Annotated in this window: 21 protein-coding genes; 15 read left to right on the top strand and 6 right to left on the bottom strand. The window is 65.3% G+C overall.

Going from position 1 to position 24,668, the window contains the following annotated elements; translation table 11 throughout:
• The first annotated feature begins 104 nt into the window (after positions 1–104).
• The 12 genes from QTN24_RS02495 to QTN24_RS02440 are packed head-to-tail and all read left to right on the top strand — an operon-like array spanning position 105 to position 13,590.
• Positions 105–1,355: an O-antigen translocase gene (locus QTN24_RS02495; protein ID WP_313835206.1), complete on the top strand. Its 1,251-nt coding sequence runs from the start codon at positions 105–107 to the stop codon at positions 1,353–1,355.
• A complete protein-coding gene (locus tag QTN24_RS02490; RefSeq protein ID WP_313835205.1) occupies positions 1,352–2,560 on the top strand; it encodes a glycosyltransferase family 4 protein in 1,209 nt (402 codons plus the stop codon). Before QTN24_RS02495 ends, QTN24_RS02490 begins: the two co-directional genes overlap by 4 nt.
• Positions 2,561–3,937, top strand: coding sequence for a hypothetical protein (locus QTN24_RS02485; RefSeq protein ID WP_313835204.1), 1,377 nt, complete (start codon positions 2,561–2,563; stop codon positions 3,935–3,937).
• A complete protein-coding gene (locus QTN24_RS02480; protein ID WP_124683477.1) occupies positions 3,885–4,928 on the top strand; it encodes a polysaccharide biosynthesis protein in 1,044 nt (347 codons plus the stop codon). Before QTN24_RS02485 ends, QTN24_RS02480 begins: the two co-directional genes overlap by 53 nt.
• A 7-nt stretch (positions 4,929–4,935) precedes the next feature.
• On the top strand, positions 4,936–6,063 hold the full coding sequence (wbjC, locus tag QTN24_RS02475; protein ID WP_313835203.1) for a UDP-2-acetamido-2,6-beta-L-arabino-hexul-4-ose reductase: 1,128 nt from the start codon (positions 4,936–4,938) through the stop codon (positions 6,061–6,063).
• A gap of 29 nt (positions 6,064–6,092) precedes the next feature.
• The gene (gene wecB / locus QTN24_RS02470; protein ID WP_124683479.1) at positions 6,093–7,223 is read left to right on the top strand and encodes a non-hydrolyzing UDP-N-acetylglucosamine 2-epimerase; all 1,131 of its coding nucleotides are present in this window, start codon (positions 6,093–6,095) and stop codon (positions 7,221–7,223) included.
• Between the two features lie 3 nt (positions 7,224–7,226).
• On the top strand, positions 7,227–8,456 hold the full coding sequence (locus QTN24_RS02465) for a glycosyltransferase family 4 protein (protein ID WP_313835202.1): 1,230 nt from the start codon (positions 7,227–7,229) through the stop codon (positions 8,454–8,456).
• A complete protein-coding gene (locus tag QTN24_RS02460) occupies positions 8,453–9,046 on the top strand; it encodes a sugar transferase (protein WP_313835201.1) in 594 nt (197 codons plus the stop codon). Before QTN24_RS02465 ends, QTN24_RS02460 begins: the two co-directional genes overlap by 4 nt.
• Before the next feature lie 16 nt (positions 9,047–9,062).
• Positions 9,063–9,722, top strand: a complete 660-nt coding sequence (locus QTN24_RS02455) for an acetyltransferase (protein WP_124683482.1) — start codon at positions 9,063–9,065, stop codon at positions 9,720–9,722.
• Between the two features lie 19 nt (positions 9,723–9,741).
• Complete coding sequence (locus tag QTN24_RS02450; RefSeq protein WP_313835200.1) at positions 9,742–10,917, top strand: DegT/DnrJ/EryC1/StrS aminotransferase family protein; 1,176 nt, start codon at positions 9,742–9,744, stop codon at positions 10,915–10,917.
• Between the two features lie 5 nt (positions 10,918–10,922).
• Positions 10,923–12,860, top strand: a complete 1,938-nt coding sequence (locus QTN24_RS02445; RefSeq protein WP_313835386.1) for a nucleoside-diphosphate sugar epimerase/dehydratase — start codon at positions 10,923–10,925, stop codon at positions 12,858–12,860.
• A gap of 55 nt (positions 12,861–12,915) precedes the next feature.
• On the top strand, positions 12,916–13,590 hold the full coding sequence (locus QTN24_RS02440) for an aspartyl/asparaginyl beta-hydroxylase domain-containing protein (RefSeq protein ID WP_124683484.1): 675 nt from the start codon (positions 12,916–12,918) through the stop codon (positions 13,588–13,590).
• Between the two features lie 74 nt (positions 13,591–13,664).
• On the opposite strand, the gene QTN24_RS02435 is transcribed toward QTN24_RS02440, so the two are convergent.
• From QTN24_RS02435 to QTN24_RS02410, 6 genes are read right to left on the bottom strand one after another with little or no spacing between them, the layout of a single operon-like run.
• Positions 13,665–14,507, bottom strand: a complete 843-nt coding sequence (locus QTN24_RS02435; protein WP_124683485.1) for a hypothetical protein — start codon at positions 14,505–14,507, stop codon at positions 13,665–13,667.
• Positions 14,508–14,553: 46 nt separating this feature from the next.
• Positions 14,554–15,675: a glycosyltransferase family 4 protein gene (locus QTN24_RS02430; RefSeq protein ID WP_313835199.1), complete on the bottom strand. Its 1,122-nt coding sequence runs from the start codon at positions 15,673–15,675 to the stop codon at positions 14,554–14,556.
• On the bottom strand, positions 15,672–16,922 hold the full coding sequence (locus QTN24_RS02425) for a lipopolysaccharide biosynthesis protein (protein ID WP_313835198.1): 1,251 nt from the start codon (positions 16,920–16,922) through the stop codon (positions 15,672–15,674). The genes QTN24_RS02430 and QTN24_RS02425 overlap by 4 nt, the downstream gene beginning before the upstream one ends.
• On the bottom strand, positions 16,922–18,076 hold the full coding sequence (locus tag QTN24_RS02420; protein WP_313835197.1) for a glycosyltransferase: 1,155 nt from the start codon (positions 18,074–18,076) through the stop codon (positions 16,922–16,924). Before QTN24_RS02420 ends, QTN24_RS02425 begins: the two co-directional genes overlap by 1 nt.
• Complete coding sequence (locus QTN24_RS02415; protein WP_124683488.1) at positions 18,076–19,395, bottom strand: exopolysaccharide biosynthesis polyprenyl glycosylphosphotransferase; 1,320 nt, start codon at positions 19,393–19,395, stop codon at positions 18,076–18,078. Before QTN24_RS02415 ends, QTN24_RS02420 begins: the two co-directional genes overlap by 1 nt.
• Positions 19,392–20,519 (bottom strand): glycosyltransferase family 4 protein, encoded by a 1,128-nt coding sequence (locus QTN24_RS02410; RefSeq protein WP_409558965.1) that lies wholly within the window; start codon positions 20,517–20,519, stop codon positions 19,392–19,394. The genes QTN24_RS02415 and QTN24_RS02410 overlap by 4 nt, the downstream gene beginning before the upstream one ends.
• A 303-nt stretch (positions 20,520–20,822) precedes the next feature.
• On the opposite strand from QTN24_RS02410, the gene QTN24_RS02405 reads away from it, so the two are divergent.
• From QTN24_RS02405 to waaA, 3 genes are read left to right on the top strand one after another with little or no spacing between them, the layout of a single operon-like run.
• Positions 20,823–22,208, top strand: a complete 1,386-nt coding sequence (locus tag QTN24_RS02405; protein ID WP_124683490.1) for a phosphomannomutase/phosphoglucomutase — start codon at positions 20,823–20,825, stop codon at positions 22,206–22,208.
• Positions 22,189–23,280, top strand: coding sequence for a lipopolysaccharide heptosyltransferase I (gene waaC, locus QTN24_RS02400; RefSeq protein ID WP_313835195.1), 1,092 nt, complete (start codon positions 22,189–22,191; stop codon positions 23,278–23,280). Before QTN24_RS02405 ends, waaC begins: the two co-directional genes overlap by 20 nt.
• The gene (gene waaA, locus QTN24_RS02395; RefSeq protein ID WP_313835194.1) at positions 23,280–24,554 is read left to right on the top strand and encodes a lipid IV(A) 3-deoxy-D-manno-octulosonic acid transferase; all 1,275 of its coding nucleotides are present in this window, start codon (positions 23,280–23,282) and stop codon (positions 24,552–24,554) included. The genes waaC and waaA overlap by 1 nt, the downstream gene beginning before the upstream one ends.
• The last annotated feature ends 114 nt before the right edge of the window (positions 24,555–24,668 follow it).

Here is a 24,668-nt window from a genome sequence, read left to right as displayed (position 1 = left end):
TGGCTGCCGGTGATTCCCGTCATTCGCCCGGCCTTGGTCGAGGCGATACCAACGGAATGGCAACTCTATAACTATGAACAGAACCGGCCTCCACAACCTGGCTCATGCGTGACTTCAGAGTAATCGGCTTGCTTGCCGGTGCTACGCTGGTCAAGGCGCTGGCCGGACTGGCTACCGCAAAAATCATTGCCACGTCGGTAAGCCTGGGTCAATTTGGTCAGCTTTCCCAGTTCATGGCCCTTACTGCCTTTGCCGGGATGCTCGCGGCAGGCGGTATCGCGCCGGGCGTCACCAGGGCCATCGCGGCGCACAAGGGTAGCGAGCGGGAGCAGGACTGGATCGACGTCATCACGCAGATTTACGTGGCAACCACGGTTGTCATGGCCGTGGCCGTCCTCGTTTGCTCGTCGGCACTTTCGACGCTGGTGTTCGGAGCGCAGGATTATCGGTGGATTGTCGCGCTGCTCGGTGTCACCCAGGCCTTGGTCGGTTTTTGTGCCCTTTACCAGGCGTTCGCGTCGGCTTATGGACGGTATGGCGTCATTCTGGCGTCAAACGCTGCGGGCGCCGTTATCGGCATCGCCCTGCTGGCGGCGCTGACTCACTACGGCGGGTATGCCGGGGCGGCGTTGGGCGTCGTGTTGTTGCCTGCTATGCCTGGCGCAACCCTCCTGGTCATGAAGTTCCGGAGCGTGCGGTCGCGCGTAGCCGTGGACTACAGGCGCGTGGACATGGCCAAGGTGCGCCATATGTTCTCGTTCTCGGCCATTACGCTTGCGGGTGCGGCCAGCATTACGCTGGGGCAGATGGCGGTGCGGGATCTCGTCGGCGCGGTCTCGGGCTGGGACCAGGTCGGATTTTGGCAATCGACGATCCGGATTTCGGACGTCTACATGCAGTTCGTCAGCGTTTTCCTGCTGAGTTATGCGATGCCGAAGCTGGCTGGCATGGAAGACCGGCAGATTCGCCGGGCTTTTGTAGGGATTCAGGGCAAGGTCCTTGTGCTGTTCTTTCTGGGCGGACTGTTCCTGTGGCTTGTCCGTCATGAACTTTATCGCCTGCTGTATTCGGCGGAATTTGTCGGGGCCAGCACACTGCTGGTGCCGCAGTTGATCGGGGATGCCTTTCGGGTCGTGGCAGTAAGTATTTCCACGCTGTTCATGGCGCGTGGCACGGTGCGGGTCTCCCTGGTGTACGAAATCCTGCAGGGGGTGCTGCTGTTTGCTGGCACGGCCCTGTTGGTGGATCACTTTGGTGGCCGCGCCCCGGTTTATGCCTATGGCGCAACCTATTTCGGACTCATGGTGGGTATGATGCTGATGTACCGATTGCGATTCAGGATGTCCGCGGAATGAAGATCGTGCTGCTAAGCACCGGCTATTCGCTGGATGCGGAAACTCCTTCGCTGTCGGATGAAATGGCCGAGGCGTTCGTTCGCAAGGGCCACGACGTCAGTGTCTTCGTCGTGAACTGGTCGAAGCGGCCGTACGGCAAACCGGTTTCCGTGCGCAACGGGCGACTGAGCGTCTTTATCGCCGACCCATTCCAGCTCAGCTTTGGTCCGCCGCTGATCAGGAAAATCGCGAAGTGGACGCTGTCTTCGGTCAGCGTTGCCGGGCAATTGCTGAAGTTCCGGCGCGAAAACCGCGCGGACGTCGTCATCGGGTTTTCTCCTGCCACCGCCATGCTGGTGCCGATTATCGTCATGACGGCATTTACTCGGGCGCGGACTTTTCTTGTGCAGTGGGATTTCTTTCCCAACCATCACGCCCAGATTGGTCTGCTCAACGGCAAGGCGCTCGTGCGCGGTCTGAAAAAACTCGAAACCTGGCTAATGCGGCGCTTCGAAGTGATCGGCTGCATGTCGCCCAGGAATATTGCGTACCTGCGCGACAACTACGATCTGTCGCCAACGCAGAAAATTGTAGAATTGCCAATTTGGTCGTCATTTCCCGCGTCTTCGAGCGAGGCGCGGGATGCCGCGCGGCAGGCGTTCGGTTTGCCGCTCGACGCCACCATTCTGGTATTCGGTGGACAACTGTCCAAGGGACGGGGCATCGAGGACATCCTGAGTGCGGCCCAGGCGGCAGCGGAGCGGGCGCTTCCGTGTATCTTTTTGATTGTCGGCAATGGTGAGCAGGAAGGGATGATCAAGGATGCCATCAACGCAGGTGCCCATAATGTCATGCACATGGCCGGCCTGACGCGCCAGAAGTACCTTGCCCTGCTGTCGGCGTGCGACATTGGTATTGTCAGCACGGTGCGCGGCGTCGATGTCCCGACTTTCCCTTCGAAGACGCTGGATTACATCAATATCGGTCTGCCGGTGCTGGCTTCGGTGGAAGAGGCGACCGATTTTGGCGAGTTCGTGGAGGCCAGCGGGATCGGACTGTCGGTGCCCGCCGGGAATGCCCAGGCATTTGTCGACGCCATTGACCGAATGATTTCTGCCGGACCGTCCGCTCCCTGGAAGGATGCGCGGGCATTTGCAGAGACCAAGCAGCGTTTTCAGGTGGATCGGGTGTCCGACCATCTGCTGGAAACGGTAGGGTGCCACTGAATGCAAACCGGGGTATCAGGGTTTTTGGCTTCCGAGCAAGCATGGCGCGCCACTTCGGTGGGCGTCCGCTTTGCGCCGCTCGTTTTCTTTTGCGGCTGGACCCTGTTGCCCCTGTTCCTGATTTTCTGGGGCCCCTTTGATTTTCGGCTCAGCCAGCCGGACGCGCTGGTGGGCTTCATCTTCGCGTGTGTCCTGGCATTTGCGATGGGCTATGTCCTGTTTGCCTCGACCGCCGCGCCGCGTGTCGAGCTGGCGCCGGCCCCGCATCCCTGGATCAATCGCCTGTTTCTTGGCGCCTGCCTGCTTTCCGTCATTCTGATCGAGCCGTCGATCTATGCGTACACCGGCAAGCATGTCTGGCAGGTGGAATCCGTGCTGAACCAGCGCGAGGTCTATCTGCAGTTGCTTACGGGCCTTGAGCAGTCATCGCCCTTGCGCAAGCTGATGTCGGCGTTGCGGGGGCTCGCGGCGCCTATCGTGCTCCTGGTCCTGCCCACGGCGGCGGTCTACTGGCCGGATCTCGATCGTCTGGCCCGCCGTGCAGTGCTTGGCGTCGTGGCATGTTTCCTGTTGTTTTCCCTGTTTCGGGGCACTGACAAGGAAATGGGGGACTTGCTGGTCTTCTTCTTTGTCGGCCTCGGTATTGCCGCGGGATATCGGGCGATTCGTGGCATCCAGATGAATGTCCGGGCATTCCGGCGCGGCAACCTGCTAGCCGTCGGCGTGGTATTGGTCTTCGTGACCCTGTTTACACTGCGCAAGGCCGCCCGCATGCAGGGCGCGCTGTCGTTTTGCCTATACAACGACGTCGCGTGTTTCACGGTCGATAGCGGCTCAGACATTATCAATCTGGTCCGTTTTGCGTTCGGCATGCTGACCGCGTATCTGAGCCAGGGCTATTACGGCCTGAGTCTGGCATTGAATACCGATTACAATTGGACCTACGGTATCGGCCACTCGTCGTTCCTGGTGTCATTCTTCAGTTCGTTTATCGACACGGACGCGATCTACAAGGACGGTTTGATGTATGCCCTGCGGGCATCCGGATGGGATGACCGCTATGTCTGGTCCTCGGCGTTTCCGTGGCTGGCATCGGACCTGACTTTCTGGGGCGTACCGCCCCTCATGTTCCTGATCGGCGCTATTTATTCGCGCGCGTGGATGGCCGCCATCGCATGGCGGAGCCTGTCCGGGATCATGGTATTTGCGTTGCTGTCGATATTCATCGTCTATTTGCCCGCGAATAATCAACTGGCACAGAGTCCAGATTATTACGTCGCGACAGTCGTTTGGTTAGCTATCTTTGTACTTGAGGGTGTGCGAAATGTTTCTCGGAAAGACTTTGTTGATCACGGGCGGAACCGGCTCGTTCGGTAACGCAGTGCTGCGCCGTTTCCTGAATTCGGACATCGGCGAAATCCGCATCTTCAGCCGCGATGAAAAGAAGCAGGACGACATGCGCAAGCGCTATGCCGATCCGAAGCTCAAGTTCTACATTGGCGATGTGCGCGACATCAGCAGCGTTGCCGCTGCGATGCGCGGCGTCGACTACGTATTTCATGCCGCCGCACTGAAGCAGGTGCCGTCCTGCGAGTTCCACCCGATGCAGGCGGTACGTACCAACGTGCTCGGCACGGAAAACGTGCTTGAAGCGGCCGTGAATGCCGGCGTCAAGCGCGTGGTATGCCTGAGCACCGACAAGGCCGTGTACCCCATCAACGCCATGGGCATCAGCAAGGCGATGATGGAAAAGGTCATGGTGGCGGCCAGCCGCAATCTGGAAGGCACTGGCACCGTCATTTGCGGCACGCGCTATGGCAACGTCATGGCGTCCCGCGGTTCGGTCATTCCGCTGTTCGTGGACCAGGTGCTGGCCGGTCGCCCGATTACGATCACCGATCCGACGATGACCCGCTTCATGATGACGCTGGCCGATGCAGTGGATCTAGTGCTCTACGCGTTCGAGCACGGCAACAACGGCGACATCTTCGTCCAGAAGGCGCCGGCCGCCACCGTGGAAGTGCTGGCCAAGGCCATCCTCGATCTGATGAAGAAGCCCGAGCACACCGTCAATGTCATCGGCACGCGTCACGGCGAAAAGCTGTACGAAGCGCTGCTCAGCCGCGAGGAGATGGCGTGCGCCGAGGACATGGGCGAATACTTCCGGGTCCCGCCCGATGGCCGCGACCTGAACTACGAGAAGTTCTTCGAGAAGGGCGAGCAGCGCATTACGCAAAGCCTGCATGGCGAGGACTACAACTCCCACAATACGACGCGTCTGGACGTGGAAGGCATGAAGACGCTTCTGCTCAAGCTAGACTTCATGCAGCGCATTGCGCGTGGCGAGCATGCCGTCGCGGAGGAGTGAGTCCGTCATGCGAGTCCTGATCACTGGCGCCGACGGCTTCGTCGGCAAGAACCTCCGGCTCGTCCTGGCCGAGCGCAAAGATGTCGAGGTCAGTGTCTTCACGCGCGCGGACGATCCGGCCACGCTGCCGGCGCGGGTGGGCGCGGTCGATTTCGTGTTTCACCTGGCGGGCGTGAACCGTCCCAAGGACCCGGCCGAGTTTGTGTCGGGTAACGCGGGCCTGACCCAGGCGCTTGCCGATGCGCTGCGGCAGGAAGCCGTGGCCAATCAGCGGCGCGTGCCCGTCATCTACACGTCGTCCACGCAGGCCGAACTTGGCAATGCTTACGGCGCGAGCAAGCGCGACGCCGAGCAGGTCCTGTTCGACCTGCAGGAAAGCCACCAGGTGCCGGTGCATGTGTTCCGCCTGCCCAACGTGTTCGGCAAGTGGTGCAAGCCGAACTACAACTCGGCGGTGGCTACGTTCTGCCACAACATCGCCCGTGATCTGCCGATCCAGGTCAACGACCCCGCGGCGCCGGTGACGCTGGTGTATGTCGACGACGTCGTGCAGCGGTTCGTGCAGCTGATGGACGGCGCAGATGCCCAGGTCGACGCCCGCGGCTTTGCCACGGTGACGCCCCAGTACTCCACCACGGTGGGCGAACTCGCCGACAGCATCCGGGCGTTCCGCGAAAGCCGCAACACGCTGATGACCGATCGTGTCGGCACCGGGCTGATGCGCGCGCTCTACGCGACCTACGTGAGCTATCTGCCGGTGGAGTCGTTTGCCTATCCCGTACCCCAGTATGGCGATGCGCGCGGCGTGTTCGTCGAAATGCTGAAGACGCCCGACTGCGGGCAGTTCTCGTATTTCACGGCCCATGCCGGCATCACCCGTGGCGGCCACTACCACCACACCAAGACCGAGAAATTCCTCGTCATCAAGGGCCAGGCCCGTTTCAAGTTCCGCCACATGCAGACCGGCGAGACCCACGAGCTGGTGACCAGTGGCGACAAGGCCGAGATCGTCGAGACCGTGCCCGGCTGGACGCACGACATCACGAACATCGGGCAAGACGAAATGGTGGTCATGCTGTGGGCGAACGAAGTCTTCGATCGGGCTCGCCCGGACACCTTCGCCTGCCCGCTGTGACGGGACCTCTCAGACAGAAGCAATCTACGATGAAGAAACTCAAAGTCATGACCGTGGTCGGCACCCGACCCGAGATCATTCGCCTGTCCCGTGTCCTGGCGCGCCTGGACGAGTACTGCGACCACGTGCTGGTCCACACCGGCCAGAACTACGATTACGAGCTGAACCAGATCTTCTTCGACGATCTCGGCATCCGCAAGCCGGACCACTTCCTGAACGCGGCCGGTGGCAACGCGGCGGAAACCATCGGCAAGATCATCATTGCGATGGACGAGGTGCTGGGCCGCGAGAAGCCCGAGGCGCTGCTGGTGCTGGGCGACACGAATAGCTGCCTGTCCGTGATTCCGGCCAAGCGCCGCAAGATCCCCATCTTCCACATGGAAGCCGGCAATCGATGCTTCGACTTGCGCGTTCCGGAAGAAACCAACCGGCGGATCGTCGACCATACGGCCGACATCAACCTGACCTACAGCTCGATCGCGCGCGAATACCTGCTGCGCGAAGGCTTGCCGCCCGACATGGTGATCAAGACCGGCAGCCCGATGGCCGAGGTGCTGGCACATTACCGCCCGGGCATCATGGCCTCCGACGTGCTGACGCGGCTGGGCCTGCAGGAACACCAGTATTTCGTCGTGAGCGCGCACCGCGAGGAGAACATCGACTCGGACGCCAACTTTGGCAAGCTGGTGCAGTCGCTGAACGCTGTCGCCGAGCACTACAACCTGCCGGTCATCGTGTCCACCCATCCGCGCACCCAGAAGCGCGTGGATGCCATGGGCGCGCGCTTCCACGGCAACGTCAGGCTGCTGAAGCCGCTCGGGTTCACGGATTACAACAAGCTTCAGGTGAGCGCCCGCGCCGTCCTGTCCGACAGCGGCACGATCAACGAGGAATCGTCGATCATGAATTTCCCGGCGCTGAACCTGCGCGAGGCGCACGAGCGCCCCGAAGGCATGGAAGAGGCCGCCGTGATGATGGTGGGCCTGGAAGTGGACCGCGTCATGCAGGGTCTTGCGATCCTCGAAGACCAGCCGCGCGGCGAGCAGCGCCTGCTGCGCCAGGTTGCGGACTACAGCATGCCGAACGTCTCGGACAAGGTGCTTCGCATTATCCAGAGCTATACCGACTACGTGAACCGTATCGTCTGGAAGAAGTATTGATCCATGGCGCCTCGCGTTCTTCTCCTGACACAGTGGTTCGATCCGGAACCCACCTTCAAGGGACTCGTCTTCGCGCGCGAACTCGTGCGGCAGGGTTTCGAGGTGGATGTGCTGACCGGGTTCCCGAACTACCCCGGGGGCCGGCTGTACCCCGGGTATCGCATGCGATGGCGCCAGCGGGAACTGATCGACGGTGTGCGGGTGACCCGCGTTCCGTTGTACCCCAGTCACGACAACTCCGCGATCCAGCGCGTGCTGAACTATGTCAGCTTCGCGGCGGCCGCACTGTTGCACGGGTTGTCAGCCCGGCCGTGTGACGTGGTCTATGCCTATCATCCACCGCTGACGGTCGGCATCGCCGCGTCGATCCTGCGGCTCGTCCGCCGTACACCGGTGGTCTACGATATCCAGGACATGTGGCCCGACACGCTGCGCGCCACCGGCATGATCGGCAATCCGCGGGTGCTCGATATCGTGGGCAAGGTCTGCGCGTGGGTTTACCGGCGCGTCGACCACATCGTCGTGCTGTCGCCGGGCTTCAAGCAGCTCCTGGTGGAACGCGGCGTCCCGGCGAGCAAGATCGACATCATTTGCAACTGGGCTGACGAGGCGTCGCTGGCACAGCCGTCGGGGGTCTTGCCACAGGGTTTCCCGGGGCCGGAACGCTTCCGTATCGTCTACGCGGGCAACATGGGCCGGGCGCAGGCGCTGGACGTCGTGCTGGACGCCGCCGCGCTGCTGAAGACGCGCGGCGCGCCGGTGAACTTTGTCCTGGTCGGCGGAGGCCTCGACGCGGAGCGGCTATCGAAACTGGCCATCGAAAGAGGGCTCGATAACGTGACATTCCTGCCGCCGGTGCCGATGCGGGAAGTCGGGACGCTGCTCAATGCGGCGGACGCCTTGCTGGTGCATTTGCGTCGTGATCCGCTGTTCCGGATCACGATCCCGTCCAAGACGCAGGCCTACATGACGCAGGGGAAGCCCCTGCTGATGGCGGTCGACGGCGATGCCGCCGACCTTGTCCAGGCGGCGGATTGTGGCGTGGTCGCGGAATCGGAAGATGCCGTGTCGCTGGCGGATGCCGCGGAGCGCCTGGCGGCAATGCCGCCCGCCGAGCGGGACGCCATGGGCAGCCGTGCCCAGGCGTATTATCGTCAACACCTTAGTCTGGAAGTCGGCACGTCCCGGTTCGGGGATATTTTCAGGAAGCTGGCACGGGATCCCTCGGCATGAAGCGCTTTTTCGATGTTTGCGTCGCCTTTTCGGCGCTTGTGGTGCTGGCCATCCCCTTGTGCTGCCTGGCGGTGCTGGTGCGTGTCAAGCTCGGCAGCCCGGTCCTGTTTGCCCAGACGCGGCCGGGCAAGGACGGCAAGCCGTTCCGGATGGTCAAGTTCCGCACGATGACCGACGCCCGGGGCAGCGATGGTAAATTGCTGCCCGATGCCGACCGGCTGACGCCATTTGGCCGCCTGTTGCGCTCCACCAGCCTCGACGAGCTGCCGGAGCTGTGGAACGTGCTCAAGGGCGACATGAGCCTGGTGGGCCCGCGTCCGCTGCTGATGGAGTACTTGCCGCTGTACTCGGCGGAGCAGGCGCGACGCCACGAAGTGCGGCCGGGCGTGACCGGCTGGGCCCAGGTCAACGGGCGCAACGCGCTGAGTTGGGAAGAGAAGTTTGCGCTGGACGTCTGGTACGTCGATCACCGGTCGTTCTGGCTGGACATCAGGATCCTGTGGCTGACGGTACGCAAGGTGCTGGTCCGAGAGGGCGTCAGCGCAGCGGGAGAAGCCACGATGTCCCGGTTCACCGGTTCGAAACATTAATGCGACCACGATAACTATGAAGAGATTTGCGATTTTTGGAGCCAGCGGGTTCGGCCGTGAAGTCATGCCGGTGCTTCGTGAACAGCTGGAGCGCACCGAGTCGGAACCGTGGGACCTCGTGTTCGTCGATGACAACCCCGGCGCCGAAAGCCTGAATGGTCATCGTGTGCTGACCTACGCGCAGTGGCTGGCCGAGCCGGCGAGCTATCGTGGCATCAGCCTGGCCATCGCGAACAGTGCGGTTCGCGAGAAGCTGGCGGCGCGATGCGTGCAGGACGGCGTGGCGTTCGTCGAGCCGCGCGCCGCCAACGTGGTGACGATGGACGACGTGACCGTGGGCGAGGGCGCCATCCTGTGCGCGTTCGTGATGCTGACCAGCAACGTGCGCATTGGTCGCCAGTTCCACGCAAATATCTATAGTTATGTGGCCCACGACTGCGTGGTCGGCGACTATGTCACGCTTGCACCGGGCGTGAAATGCAATGGAAATGTCGTGATTGAGGATCACGCGTACATTGGCACCGGCGCCATCCTCAAGCAGGGCAAGCCGGGAGAGCCCCTTGTCATCGGTCGTGGCGCGGTGGTCGGCATGGGCGCGGTGGTGACGAAGAACGTACCTCCTGGTGTGACGGTGGTGGGCAATCCTGCCAAACCGCTCGAACGCCGTACGAATTAAGCTGCCGGTCGGAGACGCCATGCTGAATACCCCGTTTTCCCAATGGCCCAGCTTTACCGCGGAAGAGGCCGAAGCCGTCCAGCGCGTACTGCTGTCCAACAAGGTCAATTACTGGACCGGCACCGAGTGCCGCGAGTTCGAGAAGGAATTCGCTGAGTGGACCGGCACGCGCCGCGCACTGTCGCTGGCGAACGGCACGCTGGCCCTCGATGTCGCGCTCAAGGCGCTCGATATCGGGCCCGGTGATGAAGTCGTCGTCACCCCGCGCACGTTCATCGCCAGCATTTCCTGCGTGGTGAACGCCGGCGCGACGCCCGTGTTCGCCGACGTCGAGCCCGATAGCGGCAACCTGTCGGCAGAGACGATCGCCAGGGTGCTCACGCCGCGCACGCGCGCGGTCATCTGCGTCCATCTGGGCGGCTGGCCCTGCGACATGGACCCGATCATGGCGCTTGCGGCCAAGCACGGGTTCAAGGTGATAGAAGACTGCGCGCAGGCCCATGGCGCCCGCTATCGCGGCCGAGCGGTCGGATCGATCGGCCACATCGGCGCGTGGAGCTTCTGCCAGGACAAGATCATGACCACGGGCGGCGAAGGTGGCATGGTGACCACCGACGACGAGGCCCTGTGGCGGACGATGTGGTCCTTCAAGGACCACGGCAAGAGCTACGAGGCGGTGTACGAGCGCCAGCATCCGCCCGGCTTCCGGTGGCTGCACGAGAGCTTCGGCACGAACTGGCGCATGCTGGAGATGCAGGCGGTCATCGGCCGGATCCAGTTGCGGCGCATGCGCGACTGGACGGCTCGCCGTACCGCCAATGCCGAAGCCATCTGGAATGCCTGCCGCCCGTTCGCGTCGATTCGCGTGCCCGAGGTGCCGCAGGGCGTGGAGCACGCGCACTACAAGTGCTACGTCTACGTGAAGCCCGAGCACCTTGCGGCCGGCTGGACGCGCGACGGTATCGCCGAAGCCATCAACGCCGCCGGCGTGCCGTGCTACCAGGGCTCCTGCTCGGAGGTGTACCTGGAGAAGGCCTTCGACAACACGGGCTGGCGTCCGGCCGAGCGGCTGCCGGTGGCTCGGGAACTGGGCGAGACGAGCCTGATGTTCCTGGTGCATCCGACGCTGACCAGCGCCGAAATCGAGAAGACCTGCGCGGTGATCGCCAACGTACTGGAACAGGCCACCCGGTGAACAAACTGATCGCTCTCTTGTTGGGATTGCCGCGTCCTGCAAAGCGATGCGTGGTGGTGGCCGTCGACCTGGTCCTGTCTGTCGCATCGGTCTGGCTGGCGTTCTATCTGCGGATAGATCAGACCGGCCTGCCCGTGCTGCAGCAGAAGTATGTCTATCTGCTTGCACCGATCCTGGCGTTCCCGCTGTTTGTCCGCTTTGGCCTCTACCGGGCCATTTTCCGCTACACGGGCATGGCGGCCCTGGCAACGACGGCCAAGGCGGTGGGCATCTACGGCGTGTTGTTCTTCGCGGCGCTGCTGCTCGTCAAATGGGACGGCGTGCCGCGAAGCGTGGGCCTGATCCAGCCTATCCTCTTCCTGCTGCTGGTCGGGGCCAGCCGCGCGCTGGCGCGTATCTGGCTGGCCGGCAATATCGCGCGCAGCCGCCAGTGGGAAGGGCGGCTCCTGATCTACGGTGCTGGCGATGCGGGCGTGCAGACCGCGTCAGCCCTTGCGCTGGGGTGCCAGTTTGCACTGCTCGGGTTTGTCGACGACGATCCCGCGAAGATCGGCCGCACCATCAATGGCCTCGACATCATCGGTCCGGGCGAGGTGCAGGACGCGGTGGAGAGCATGGGTGTGACCGACATCCTGCTTGCCGTTCCCTCGCTGGGCCGTACCCGGCGTAACGAGATCATCGCCAGGCTGCGCGAACTGCCGGTGCACGTGCGCACGCTGCCCGGCATGGCGGATCTGGCGGCTGGCCGGGTCACCATCCGCGACTTCCAGGAACTCGACGTCGAGGATCTGCTGGGCCGCGCCCCGGTGCCACCGGACCAGGCGCTGCTGGCCAGGAACCTGGCTGACAAGTGCGTGCTGGTCACCGGCGCAGGCGGCAGCATCGGCAGCGAACTGTGCCGGCAGATCGTGCTGGAAAAGCCGCGCCGGATCTTGCTGGTCGAACATAACGAGTTCGGCCTGTACACGATCCATAGCGAACTCGAGGCGCTGTGCAGGGAAAACAATCTCGCCGTCGACATCATTCCGCTGCTGGCGAGCGTGTCGAAGCTGGGCCGCCTGCGCGAGATCTGCCAGAAATACCGCCCGGCGACGGTCTATCACGCTGCCGCGTACAAGCATGTGCCGCTGGTGGAGTGCAATCCGTCCGAAGGCGTGCTGAACAACATCTTCGGCACGCTCAACATGGCGCGCGCCGCGCTGGAGAGCGAAGTCGAATACTTCGTCCTGATCTCGACCGACAAGGCCGTTCGCCCGACCAACGTCATGGGCGCGACCAAGCGCATGGCGGAGCTGGTGCTCCAGGCGATGGCCGGTACGCAGACGCTGGATTTCGAGCCGCTCGATAACCGTCCCTGCGTGGTGTCGCGCACGCGCACCGTCTTCGCCATGGTCCGTTTCGGCAATGTGCTGGGCAGCAGCGGCAGCGTCGTGCCGCTGTTCCGCCGCCAGTTGCAGGATGGCGGACCGCTGACCGTCACGCATGAGGAAGTGACGCGCTACTTCATGACGATTCCCGAGGCGGCTCAACTGGTGCTGCAGGCAGGGGCCATGGCCCACGGCGGCGAAGTGTTCGTGCTCGACATGGGCCAGCCGGTTCGGATCATGGATCTGGCCCGGCGCATGGTCCAGTTGTCCGGCCTGACGGTGCGCGACGAGTCGAATCCGGCCGGCGATATCGAGATCAAGGTCACCGGCCTGCGGCCCGGCGAAAAGCTCTATGAAGAGCTGTTGATTGGCGACAATCCCGAGCCGACTGCGCACGAGCGCATCATGAAGGCGCGCGAGGAATACGTGGAGTGGGAGTCGTTCGTCAGGGTGCTGGCGTCGATGCGCCTTGCCGCCGAACAGAGCAACGATGCAGTGCTGAGAGGTATTTTTGGCGAGTATGTTCAGGGCTACGGCCAGCGGGAGCTGGCCTGCGGCGATACCACGCTGGCCTGAACGGAAGTAACTGTTTTGCGCCCGGGGTGCCGGGTTTCAGGGAGTGATAAAAAAAATGAATCACGGGTCGTTTCTTATCCGCGACAATTTCTTCTCGCCCGAGGAATTGGAGCCCATCAGGCAGCTTTGCCTGCAGCTAGACAAGCAGAAAAGCAATGTGCATGAAGCCGGCCGCTACAAGGACTTGCAGTGGCACAAGGTGGATCTGGTAGCCGAGGAGCATCCGTTTCTCGGCAAGATCTACGATTTCCTTGGTGCCAAGCGGGACGGCTTGTGCGTGTTCTATTACCTGTCGCCGGGTGCGATGCTGCATCCGCACCGCGACCTCACGGGTGCGTCGTCGAACGCGCGGATCCGCTTTCACGTGCCCGTGATCACCAACGACAACGTGTTCTTCGAGGTCTCGCGCAAGCGTGTCAGGATGCTGCCGGGCCAACTGTGGTCGCTCGACACGTCGTACCTGCACAGCGTGGAAAATCGCAGCGACCAAACGCGCGTCCATATCGTGATCGAGTGCGATATCGACGAGAACGTGATGCGGCACCTGCCGCCGAAGACCGTCGCCTCGCGCATCCACGACCTGCATTTCTTCTCGATCCTGGGCTGGGCGTTCGCCAAGGCCATGGTGATCAATTCATGGAAGAACCCGAGCTACTTCGTCAACCAGCTTCGCATGATCGCCAAGTTCGTGGGCTGGCGGTTTTTGGGTCAGAGCCGCAAGGACATCTGAAACAAAAAAAATGCCGCGGCATCGGAATCCGATGCCGCGGCATTGTCTTTTCAGGCGGGGCTTGCGCCCGGCGATCAGGACCGGAGGCGCGAGAGAACGGTCAGCGCGATCCCGAAGATGATCCCGACCAGCGCGCCGAGGCCGATATAGACCGTCCGGCCCGGCGATGTGGGTGCGGTCGGCACGTACGGTGCGTCGACCAGCCGGCTCGGGTAGGTGCGGACCGGCTCCAGGCTGTACTCGAGCTGCGTCTTGCGCCGTTGCAGGTCCAGCACCTGGCGCGACACGGTCGCCGCGATGTTGGTCGCGAACAGGTCACGCATCGCCGTGCCTTCCCGTGCCTGCGACGTCTTCATGGCATCGAACACCTTCGCATATTCCTCTTCCGCTGCGGCCAGCCGGGCGTTGGTGTCCGCCAGGTCCTTCTTCATCCTGTCGACCGCATCGTTGAACATGTTCGTGTGTTCGCGCGTCAGCAGCGCGTACGAAGCACTCAGGACCTTCTTTGCCTGCTCGGGCGAGTTGGCATTGACCTGGACTGCCACCAGATCCGCACCGCGGCCGGGCGTGGCACGCAGCGATTCGAACACCAGCGTGGACTCCGCATGGCCCTCATAGGGCTTGGGCAGGCCCACGGCGTCCAGCACGCCGAAGCGGTAGTTCGGCTGGTTGACCAGCTCCACGGTCGTCAGCTGGGAATCCAGCGGCTTGATGGCGACGCCGGCATCGACGAAAGCGGTTACTTGCCCCAGCTTGACCAGCATCTTTGCCGTCCAGCGCGGCTCATGAAGCTGGAAGAGCGCGAAGCCAACAATCGCGCCAATAATCGCGGTGACGACGACGATTCTGATCGAGCGCGCGTAGGCCAGGCGCAAGTCTGCAAATATAGTGTTTTGTGTGCGGGGGCGATCTTGCATGGGGTGAGACGCTCGTTCCGGGAGGCGGTATTGTAGCGCTTTTGCTTCACGACTCAGCCTGAAGGCTGCGCTGGCCTGCCTCGTCCGCATCGATGGCAAGCACGTCGATCCATTGGCCGACGACCCTGTCGAGCGAATAGGCCATGGCATCGGCGCGTGCCGCCTGGCCAAGCCGTCGGCGACATGCCTCGTCCTTGATCAACTGCTTCAACGCCTCGGCCAATGCCCGGGGATTTCCGTTGGCACTGACCAGGGCATTGTCCCCGTGCCGAAGGATCTCGCGCGGGCCTGCCTCGCAATCGGTCGATACGATGCCAAGCCCGAAAGACATGGCTTCGATCAGGACCAGTCCGAACCCTTCGTAGCGCGAGCTCAGGCAAAAGATTGCTGCATCGCGATAGCAGTCTTCGACGCGATGCTGCACGCCCGGCATCGTCACGGCGTCGCCAAGGTTCAGAGCGAGGGCCATCCGCTCCAGGGCGGCACGTTCCTCGCCTTCGCCAACGATCTTCAGCACCCAGCCGGGCGCAGAGGGCGCGACCATTGACCACGCCTGCAGCAGCACGTCGAAGCCCTTGGCGCGGGTCAGCCGGCCCACCGCCAGCACGCAGTGCTCCGTACCGGGCGACGGCGCGGCAGGGAAGGGGAAAGGCAGCGGGTTGGCAATCACTTCCACGCGGCCCCGCGGCCGGACGCGGGCCAGCCAGACTTGCTGGTCCCGTTGGGTAAGCACCACGATCGCCTGATTGAATCGGCCGGCTACCCACCGCGCCACCCGCCGCGCCCGCCGGCCCAGATCCTCGTCAAAATGGCAATGCTCCCAGGCGATCCGGCGCACGGTCATGCCCAGCGTGGCCGGCACCGTGAACAGTGTCAGCATCGTGTCTACTTCGACCAGCACGTCGATCTGCTGCTGGCCGACAAAGCGGCGAATCCCCGCCACCGTGGCGAAGTACTGCCGCTTGAATGACGGCCGTGACGCGAACAGGGCGTCGTGGACAATGTCGCGGTGCAGCGGAAACACGGACGCCTGGTCCCAGAGGCTCAGGATCCTGACGCGATAACCGCGTTCGGCCAGCGCGTTGGCGATGACGGCAGTCATTCGCTCCGCACCGGCAAAGGCATTGAGCGTACCGGTCAGAAAGCAGACGGTCGGGCGCGAAGTCATGCCGATGCCATCTCGGAAACGGGCCGGAACCGCCACCAGAGCGCCGCCCCGAACAGCACGGCCACCCCGTTGCCGAAGGCATAGCCGGCAATCGCGCCCCAACTGCCGAAGCGGGGAATCAGGACGAGGTCGCATGCCAGGATCGTGGCCAGCACCAGCGCCCATTTGATGGCGATCCAGCGCGGCTTGCGCAGGTGCACCATCAGCAGGGTGAGCGCCACGTCGGCGAACACCAGCGCCGAGATGACGGCCGCCATGCGCAGTAGTCCCACCGTGGCCTCGAACGCCTGGCCATAGAGCAGCTTGACGATCCAGGGCGCGCAGACCGCAATGGCCACCCCCCCGGCCAGCCCGACGGCGCCCATGCCGAGCACGATCCGGCCGATATTCGCGTGCGCGTCCTCGAACCGCGCGCGGGCGTACACGTAGCTCGGCGCGATGCCGGCGGCCAGGATCGTCGCGACCATCGTGAAGTTGTCGAGGATCTGCATGCAGGCGGCATAGGCGCCAAACTCCGCGGTCGGCACCGACGGCTGCAGGATCAACTGGTCGACGCGGCGCGCGCCCATCATCAGGATGAAGCTGACCCAGAACAGCGTACCGGCGCCCACCAGCTCGCGCGCCAGCGCCGGCTGCCAGCCGATGCCTCCCAGTGGACGCTCCCGGAAGTAATAGGCGGCCAGCAGCGCGGCCACGATCAGCGCTTCCAGGGCGAAGGCGACGGCGTAGCCGGACACCTCCCGCACATGGCTGGCGTAGAGCACGGCGACGATCACGACCTTCACCGTCAGCGCGGCCAGGCTGAACAGCGTGCCGGGACGATTGTTCGTGTGGGCCTGCATCCAGGCCGTCACCACGCCGAATGGCTCGCGCAGGAAGATGGCAGTGCCCAGCCACAGCGCGGCCAGCCAGATCTCGGTCACCGCCGACGTGGCGGCCAGATAGACGCACAGCAGCCCATAGCCGATGGCGGCGCCGACGAATCGCAACAGAAACGCCTGGGTCAGCAGTTGATGCTGGGCGGCCGGCGCGGGGTTGGCCACCAGCCGGGGCACCACGACCTCGCCGCTGCAGACCAGGGCCAGCGACGCGGCGATCAGCACCACCGCCTGGGCGTACTGGAAGTGGGCAAACCCCTCCGGCCCCAGTCCGCGCGCGAGCATGGCGACGACGCCAATCCCCGCGCTTACCTGCAGGCCCCGCTCGACCAGCATCCACAGGAGATTGCCCGCCACCCGCGTCCGCATCAGGCAATCTCCGCTTGGTGCGCGGCCACGGTGCCGGCCAGGCCAGCGTAGATCGCCAGCCAGCGCCGCGCCACGGCGTCGATCGAGAACCTGGCCATCACGTGGGCCCGGCGCGAGGCTTCGTCCGATGGCGATCCGCGCCCTTGCCGCAGCGCTGCATCCATGGCCGCCGACAAGGCGCCCGCATCGCCGCGCGGCACGAGGGTGCCCTGGTCGGCCAGCACTTCGCGGACGCCCGGCGCGTCGGTCGCCACCACGGGGCAGCCGCTGGCCAGCGCTTCGACGAGGACCATGGGCAGTCCTTCGATATCCGATGACAGCACGAAGGTATCGGCCGCGTTCAGCAGGGCAGGCACGTCGTGGCGCGGGCCGAGCAGCGTCACGCGCGACGCCAGGCCCAGCGACGCGATCTGGTCCGCCAGTGCCTGCTGCAGCGGACCACCGCCGGCAATCAGCAGATGGACGGGCAGGGTGACGGGGTCGATGCGCGCAAACGCCTGCAGCAGCAGCGCCTGCGCCTTCTCGGGCACCAGCCGTCCGACGTTCAGCGCCAGCCGCGTGCCGGCACTGATGCCCAGCCGCGCGCGCATCGCGCCGCGCAACGCCGGCGCGGGCCGGAACCGGTCGACGTCGATGCCGTTCGGCACCACGACGATCCGGTCGGCGCGCACCGCACGGGCCGCGACCATGCCCGCGCGGCCGTCCTCGCTCACATGGGTAGTCAGTGCATGCCAGCGATCGGTCAGCCGATAGGCCGCCATGCGCAGCCGCCCGCCCTCACGGAAGCTGTGGGCCGTGCAAACCAGCGGCGGACAGCTCGCCACCCGCGTCAGCAGCCGCGCAAAGATGTTGGCGTGAATCATGTGGGCGTGGAGGACGTCGGGCCGCCACGACTTGACGAGCCGGCGGGCCTGCCACAAGGCGCGGGCCATTCCTGCCACGGACTTGCGCATGTCCATCTCCACCACGTACGCGCCCGCCGGTACTTCGATCTCGCGTCCCGGCGACAGGCTGACGATGGCAACGGCATGCCCCATGGCCAGGAAGGCGTGCGCCAGCGCCACCACCTGGTGTTCCGCTCCGCCGACTTTCAGGCCGGTGGTGACCAGCATGATGCGCATCGGTGCGCGTCCCGCCCCATCGTTCGATGCCATCACCGCGCCCCATACCCCGTCAGCAGCGTCCGCACGGTCTTCACTGCAATCAGCAGGTCCAGCGCGAACGAGCAATGCTTGACGTAGTACAGGTCATAGCTGAGCTTGGTGACCGTCTCGGCATGGGTGCCGACGTAACCCTGCTGCACCTGCGCCCAGCCCGACAGGCCGGGGCGCACCAGATGCCGGTACGGGTAGTAGGCGATGGTTTCCGAAAACTCCTCGACCATCGGCACCTGCTCTGGCCGGGGGCCGATGAAGCTCATGTCGCCGACCAGCACGTTCCAGAGCTGCGGAATCTCGTCCAGCCGGTACTTGCGGATAACCCGGCCCACGCGGGTCACGCGCGGGTCCTGGCGCAGCGCAAACTGGGCCGGCGCGTGCCGGTCCACACCCATGCTGCGGAACTTCAGCATCGTGAACGGCTTGCCGAACAGGCCCACGCGCCGTTGCCGGAACAGCGCGCCGCCTTCGGTCTCCAGGCTGACGGCCAATGCCACGGCCAGCCCCACCGGCACGGCCAGCGGCGCCAGGACCACCACGGCCACGATGTCGATCAGCCGCTTGATGTAGTCGAACAGGTAGTGGTCGGCGTAGTCGTCGAAGAAGTTCTCGTCGATATGGTCCAGCCCCACGCGGCCGGTCAGCATCTCGCCGATCCGCTCGACCGAATACATGCGCAGGTGGCCCAGCCGGTATTGCGTCAGCAGCCGCGTGCGATCCGGGTCGGCGGTCAGGCCGCGCTCGACCAGGATGCCGTCGCAGTGCAGGGCCTCCTCGATCGAGCCGATCTGCTCGAAGCGCGTCTTGGCCGGCGGCGTGGCGCCGGGCATCTCGATGATCCGGTTCAGATGCTGGAGCGTCTGCGGATCGAGATAGCCAAACAGCGGCACGTAGTTCTGGACGTAGCGCCGATAGCCGAACCAGATCCACGCCAGCGTCGTGCCGTAGCCCACCAGCACCGCCCCGCGCGAGTATTCGATATGGAAGCCGGCATAGACGATCAGCAGCAGCGCGAAGGGCAGGGTGGTGGCCACCCCGACGATGCTGGCGCCTTCCATGGCCGGCAGATGCAGCGCCCGGTGCAGCAGCAGGAAGGCAGCCAGGTAGGGCACGATCGACCAGAGCAGCGTGCGCGGGAAGACATAGGTAACAAGCCCGGCCTGGTGGGCCACTTCAGACAGGGCGGCGTTGATGCCGAACAGGACCAGCCCGATGGCGGCCCATCCGATCATGCGGCTGGCGCGCCGGGTGGTCTCCGACCGTGCGGGGGCGCCGGTGCCATTGCGCCGCAGGGCGTCGGTGTGGGTGGAATTCATGATGCCGACACCCGCGTGCCCACGGGGCGCGTGGCCGAGACCGCCTCGCGATAGACCGCCAGCGTGGCGCGCACCATCGGCTCGATCCCGAAGCGGGCTTCCCATCGCTGGCGTGCGGCCGTGCCCAGCGTGGCCCGCCGGTCCGGATGATCGGCCAGCGCGCGCAGGGCGTTGGCGAAGGCTGCCGCGTCGTTGGCCACGAGCACGCCGCATTCGCCGTCATCCAGCTGGTGCCTGATACCCGGCAGATCGCTGGCCACCACCGGCAGCCCGGCCCGCATGGCTTCGAGGACCGACAGCGGAAATCCTTCGTGGTCGGAAGCCAGCATGAAGACTTGTGCGCCCGCGAGCAATGTCGGGATGTCGTCGATGTTGCCGGCCAGACGCACGCGGCCCGGCGCCACCTGCCTGGCAAGGGACTCCAGCGCGTCGCGCTGCGGACCATCGCCCGCGATCACCAGTTCGCACGCGGGCAGGTTGGCCTGCGCGAATGCCTGGATCAGCACATCGGCACGCTTGGGCGCGGCCAGTCGCATGACGGCCACGATCCGGCGCAGCGGCTCGGCCGGCTTTGCCCGCGCCGCCACGTCGGCAATGCCGTTCGGAATCACGCGGATATGCTGCGCCGGCATCGGCAGCCGTGCCGCCAGGGCGCGCTCGGCGTCGGCCACGCAGATCAGGCGCGTGGTCAGCGGGGCCAGCAGCCATTCGGCGAGGCGGGCGACCGACCGCTGCTTCCACGGCGCCGCCGGCTTGAAGGCAAAGCCATGGACGGTATAGACGACCGGGATGCCGAGCAGCCGCCCGGCAAGCCGGCCCAGCGCGCTGGCCTTGGCACTATGGGTATGGATGACGTCCGGCGCGGCCTGCCGCAGCGCCCGCATGACCTCGCGCAGCGCGCCGATGGCCTTGACCGGCGACAGGGCATTGTCCATCGCCGCGAGCCGGATCGATGGAATGCCGGATTCCCGCGCCAGATCGAACAAGGGGCCGTCGCCACCCGCCAGCAGCACGGCATCCACCTGCCCGCGCATGGCGCGCAGCAGGTCGGCTACGTGGGTCTGGGCGCCGCCGATCTCGGAATTCGTGATCAGATAGGCGATGCGCGGCCGGTCTTGCGGCAAATCTGGCAACGTGAGCTGGATCAAAGGGGCAACGGCGCAAATGGCGCGGCGATGTCGATGTGGGGGCGCCGCGAGCACCGCCTGCCTGGTTGGACTGGAGCGCCGCCGCTACGTGCGCCGGCGGACCGAATCTACCCGAAAAGGGCCCAACAATTCCCCTGAGTGGGCGGTGACGGCGATTATAGCGCCTGCGCCACGCGCAATCCGGCACAATACGTCTTTTTGGCGCCCTGCCCGCGCCCCCTCCGGCAGGCCGGAACACCGGAGGGATACGCACGATGAACCTTGTCTCCAGGAAGCCACATGCAAATTGATCCCTCGATCTTCAAGGCCTATGACATCCGCGGCATCGTCGGCAAGACGCTGACCCCGGAAGTGGCCCGTTACATCGGCCTGTCCTTCGGTTCGGCAGCCGTCGAACTTGGCGAAAAAGCCATCGTGGTGGGCCGGGACGGCCGACTGTCGGGTCCCGACCTGCTGGGCGGGCTCGTCGAAGGGCTGCGCGCCGCCGGGCTCGATGTCATTGATCTTGGCATGGTCGCCACGCCGATGGTGTACTTCGGCACGAATATCGAGCTCGACGGCCGTCGCGCCACGTCGGGCATCATGGTCACGGGCAGCCACAATCCGCCCGACTACAACGGTTTCAAGATGGTGCTGGGCGGCAAGGCCATCTATGGCGACCAGATCCAGGCGCTGCGCCAGCGCATCGACGCCGGCAAGTTCACCGAGGGCGGCGGCAGCTACAAGCTCGTCGACGTCCGCCAGCAGTACCTGGACCGCATCATCGGCGACGTCAAGCTGGCCCGGCCGATGAAGATCGCGCTGGACGCCGGCAATGGCGTGGCCGGCGCCTTCGTGGGCGACCTGTTCCGCGGACTCGGCTGCGAAGTGGTCGAACTGTTCTGCGACGTGGACGGCCACTTCCCAAACCACCATCCCGATCCCGCCCACGTCGAGAACCTGCAGGACCTGATGAAGTGCCTGCGCGAGACCGACTGCGAGCTGGGCCTGGCCTTCGATGGCGACGGCGACCGGCTGGGCGTGGTCACCAAGGACGGGCAGGTTATCTTCCCGGACCGCCAGTTGATGCTGTTCGCCGAGGAAATCCTGTCGCGCAACCCGGGCCAGCAGGTCATCTACGACGTCAAGTGCACGGGCAAGCTGGCGCCGTGGATCCGCCAGCACGGCGGCGAGCCGCTGATGTGGAAGACCGGCCATTCGCTGGTCAAGGCCAAGCTCAAGGAAACCGGCGCGCCGATCGCGGGCGAGATGAGCGGCCACGTGTTCTTCAAGGACCGCTGGTACGGCTTTGACGACGGCCTGTACACGGGCGCGCGCCTGCTGGAGATCCTGTCGCGCCACGCCGACCCGAGCGCCGTGCTGAACGCGCTGCCGAATTCCAACTGCACGCCGGAACTGCAACTGAAGGTCGCCGAAGGCGAGGCGTTCACGCTGCTCGACAAGATCCGCGCGAATGCGAAGTTCGAGGGTGCGAAGGAAGTGATCACCATCGACGGCGTCCGCGTGGAATACCCCGACGGCTTCGGCCTGGCCCGGCCGTCCAACACCACGCCCGTCGTGGTGATGCGCTTCGAAGCCGACAACGATGCCGCGCTGGCGCGCATCCAGGCCGAGTTCAAGCGCGTGATCCTGGCGGAAAAACCGGATGCAAAGCTCCCGTTCTGAGGCCGTGCAGGCGCAGCCCGGCACGCCCCCGCAGCCCCTGGCGGCCGTGGGGGCCTTTGCGCTGCCGGCGCGGCCGCGCATCCTGATCGTCAAGGTGTCGTCGCTGGGCGACGTGGTGCACAACATGCCGCTCGTGCATGACCTGCGCGCCCGCTGGCCCGACGCCGAGATCGACTGGGTGGTGGAGGAGGGCTATGTCGACCTGGTCAGGCTGCTGCCCGAAGTGCGCCGCGTGATCCCGTTCGCGCTGCGGCGCTGGCGCAAGCGGTTCTGGCAGGGCGAGACCTGGGCCGAGGTGGCGGCGCTGCGAGCGGCCATCCGCGCCCACGACTACGATGCCGTGCTCGAAACCCAGGGCCTGCTCAAGACCGCCATCGTGGCACGCACGGCCACGCGCGCCGATGGCGCGCCGGTGATCGGCCTGGGCAACGCCACGCAGGGCTCGGGCTACGAGCCGGCCGCGCGGCTGTTCTACACGGCGCCGGTCAAGGTGCCCCGGCAGACCCACTCGGTCCGCCGCTCGCGCCTGCTGGGCGCGGCGCTGACCGGCGTGACGCCGCCGGAGCCGCCGCGTTTCTTCGGTCCGGCCGCCAGCACGCTCCATGTCGATGATCCGCTCTGGGCCGGCCTGCCGGCCCGCTATGCCGTGTGCTTCCACGCCACGGCGGGCGCCAAAAAGCGCTGGCCGGTGGCGAACTGGCATGCGCTGGGCCAAAAGCTCCACGCCGAAGGGCTGACCGTGCTGCTGCCCTGGGGCAGCGAAGCGGAGAAGCGCGATGCCGAGGCGCTGGCCGCGGGCATCCCCCGCGCGCAGGTGCTGCCGCGCTTCTCGGTCATGCAGGGGTTCGGGCTGATCAACCGGGCCGAGGTCGTGATCGGCGTCGATACCGGGCTGGTCCATATCGCGGCGGCGCTGTGCCGGCCGACCGTCGAAATCTATACCGCCACGTGGCGCTGGAAGACCGAGGGCTACTGGTCGGACCGCATCGCCAACGTGGGCGACGACGGCATCGTGCCGGACGTCGACGAGGTCCATGCCGCCGCGCGGCGCGTGCGCGGAGTCAGTCTCTGATGCTTCGAATCATTTATACCTTGCTGTGGCTGGTCATCCTGCCACTGGCGCTGCTGCGCCTGGCCTGGCGGTCGCGCAAGGAGCCGGGCTACGTGCAGCACGTGGGCGAGCGGCTGGGCCGCTATGACGACGTGCCGGCCGACGGCCCGTGGCTCTGGGTCCATGCCGTGTCGGTCGGGGAAACCCGGGCCGCGCAGCCGCTGATCGATGCGCTGCTGGCCAGCTACCCGGACCACCGGCTGTTGCTGACGCACATGACGCCCACCGGCCGCCAGACCGGCGCGCAGCTCTATGGCGACAACCCGCGCGTGCAGCAGTGCTACCTGCCGTACGACGTGCCCTACATGGTCCGCCGCTTCCTGGCCCATTTCCGGCCCGAGGCGGGAATGATCATGGAGACCGAAGTCTGGCCGAACCTCGTCCACGTGACCCGGCGTGCCGGCGTGCCGCTGTTTCTGGTCAACGCCCGGCTGTCGCCGCGCAGCTTCCGGCGGACCGCGCGCTTTGGCGGTGCCGCGGCGGCGCTGTACAACGATTTCACGATGGTGCTGGCGCAGACGGCCGGCGATGCTGAACGCTATCGCGCGCTCGGCGTGCGCGCGGTGCAGATCACCGGCAACCTCAAGTTCGACATGCAGCCGCCCGAGGCCGGGCTGGCGCGCGGCGCGCAGTTGCGGCGGGCCTTTGGCGGGCGGCAAGTGCTGGCCGCCGCAAGCACGCGCGAGGGTGAGGAGCCGCTGATCCTGGAGGCGTTCTCGCGCTGGCCGGGCGCCCGGCGGCCGGCGCTGCTGCTGGTGCCGCGCCATCCGCAGCGGTTCGACGAGGTTGCCGCGATGGCCATGCGCGCCGGGTTCTCGGTCCAGCGCCGCAGCGCACTCGACATCGACCAGGCGGCGGAACCGATCACGGCCGACATCGTGCTCGGCGACTCGATGGGCGAGATGGCGATGTACTACGCGGCATCGGACATGTCCTATATCGGCGGCAGCCTGATCCCGCTGGGCGGCCAGAATCTGATCGAAGCGTGCGCCGTGGGCACGCCGGTGCTGATGGGGCTGCACACCTTCAACTTCGCCCAGGCGACGGAAGACGCCATCGCGGCGGGCGCCTGCCTGCGCGTGGCCAATGCCGACGAACTGATGGCGGCGGCGGCCGGCGTGCTGGACGATCCGGCGCGGCTGGCCGAGATGCGGTCCAACGCGCTGACCTTCGCGGGCCTGCATCGCGGTGCGACGGCCCGTACACTTGGCGCGCTCGCGCCGGTGTTGCGCTGACATACAAAGCGTGCGCCGGGGGCTAGACTGATCCGGTAGTGGTCCTTGCGCCGCTTGGCGCCGCCCAAACGCTGTGGGTGGCGGTTGGCGCACAGGGCCCGTTCGCTTCCAGAG

This window comes from Cupriavidus sp. SZY C1 (genome assembly GCF_032190535.1).
GTDB classification, from domain to species: Bacteria; Pseudomonadota; Gammaproteobacteria; order Burkholderiales; family Burkholderiaceae; genus Cupriavidus; species Cupriavidus pauculus_C.
Note: the sequence above shows the minus strand (reverse complement) of the source record. Positions and strands in the feature narration are given on the sequence as shown.

What these genes read in the sequence shown, in the direction of transcription:
- QTN24_RS02450 (WP_313835200.1), top strand. Translation starts at nt 9,742, where the DNA reads ATGCTGAATACCCCGTTTTCCCAATGGCCCAGCTTTACCGCGGAAGAG.
- wecB (WP_124683479.1), top strand. Translation starts at nt 6,093, where the DNA reads ATGAAGAAACTCAAAGTCATGACCGTGGTCGGCACCCGACCCGAGATC.
- QTN24_RS02490 (WP_313835205.1), top strand. Translation starts at nt 1,352, where the DNA reads ATGAAGATCGTGCTGCTAAGCACCGGCTATTCGCTGGATGCGGAAACT.
- QTN24_RS02485 (WP_313835204.1), top strand. Translation starts at nt 2,561, where the DNA reads ATGCAAACCGGGGTATCAGGGTTTTTGGCTTCCGAGCAAGCATGGCGC.
- QTN24_RS02440 (WP_124683484.1), top strand. Translation starts at nt 12,916, where the DNA reads ATGAATCACGGGTCGTTTCTTATCCGCGACAATTTCTTCTCGCCCGAG.
- QTN24_RS02415 (WP_124683488.1), bottom strand. Translation starts at nt 19,395, where the DNA reads ATGAATTCCACCCACACCGACGCCCTGCGGCGCAATGGCACCGGCGCC.
- QTN24_RS02480 (WP_124683477.1), top strand. Translation starts at nt 3,885, where the DNA reads ATGTTTCTCGGAAAGACTTTGTTGATCACGGGCGGAACCGGCTCGTTC.
- wbjC (WP_313835203.1), top strand. Translation starts at nt 4,936, where the DNA reads ATGCGAGTCCTGATCACTGGCGCCGACGGCTTCGTCGGCAAGAACCTC.
- QTN24_RS02430 (WP_313835199.1), bottom strand. Translation starts at nt 15,675, where the DNA reads ATGACTTCGCGCCCGACCGTCTGCTTTCTGACCGGTACGCTCAATGCC.
- QTN24_RS02460 (WP_313835201.1), top strand. Translation starts at nt 8,453, where the DNA reads ATGAAGCGCTTTTTCGATGTTTGCGTCGCCTTTTCGGCGCTTGTGGTG.
- QTN24_RS02465 (WP_313835202.1), top strand. Translation starts at nt 7,227, where the DNA reads ATGGCGCCTCGCGTTCTTCTCCTGACACAGTGGTTCGATCCGGAACCC.
- QTN24_RS02455 (WP_124683482.1), top strand. Translation starts at nt 9,063, where the DNA reads ATGAAGAGATTTGCGATTTTTGGAGCCAGCGGGTTCGGCCGTGAAGTC.
- QTN24_RS02435 (WP_124683485.1), bottom strand. Translation starts at nt 14,507, where the DNA reads ATGCAAGATCGCCCCCGCACACAAAACACTATATTTGCAGACTTGCGC.
- QTN24_RS02425 (WP_313835198.1), bottom strand. Translation starts at nt 16,922, where the DNA reads ATGCGGACGCGGGTGGCGGGCAATCTCCTGTGGATGCTGGTCGAGCGG.
- waaC (WP_313835195.1), top strand. Translation starts at nt 22,189, where the DNA reads ATGCAAAGCTCCCGTTCTGAGGCCGTGCAGGCGCAGCCCGGCACGCCC.
- waaA (WP_313835194.1), top strand. Translation starts at nt 23,280, where the DNA reads ATGCTTCGAATCATTTATACCTTGCTGTGGCTGGTCATCCTGCCACTG.
- QTN24_RS02405 (WP_124683490.1), top strand. Translation starts at nt 20,823, where the DNA reads ATGCAAATTGATCCCTCGATCTTCAAGGCCTATGACATCCGCGGCATC.
- QTN24_RS02420 (WP_313835197.1), bottom strand. Translation starts at nt 18,076, where the DNA reads ATGGCATCGAACGATGGGGCGGGACGCGCACCGATGCGCATCATGCTG.
- QTN24_RS02495 (WP_313835206.1), top strand. Translation starts at nt 105, where the DNA reads ATGCGTGACTTCAGAGTAATCGGCTTGCTTGCCGGTGCTACGCTGGTC.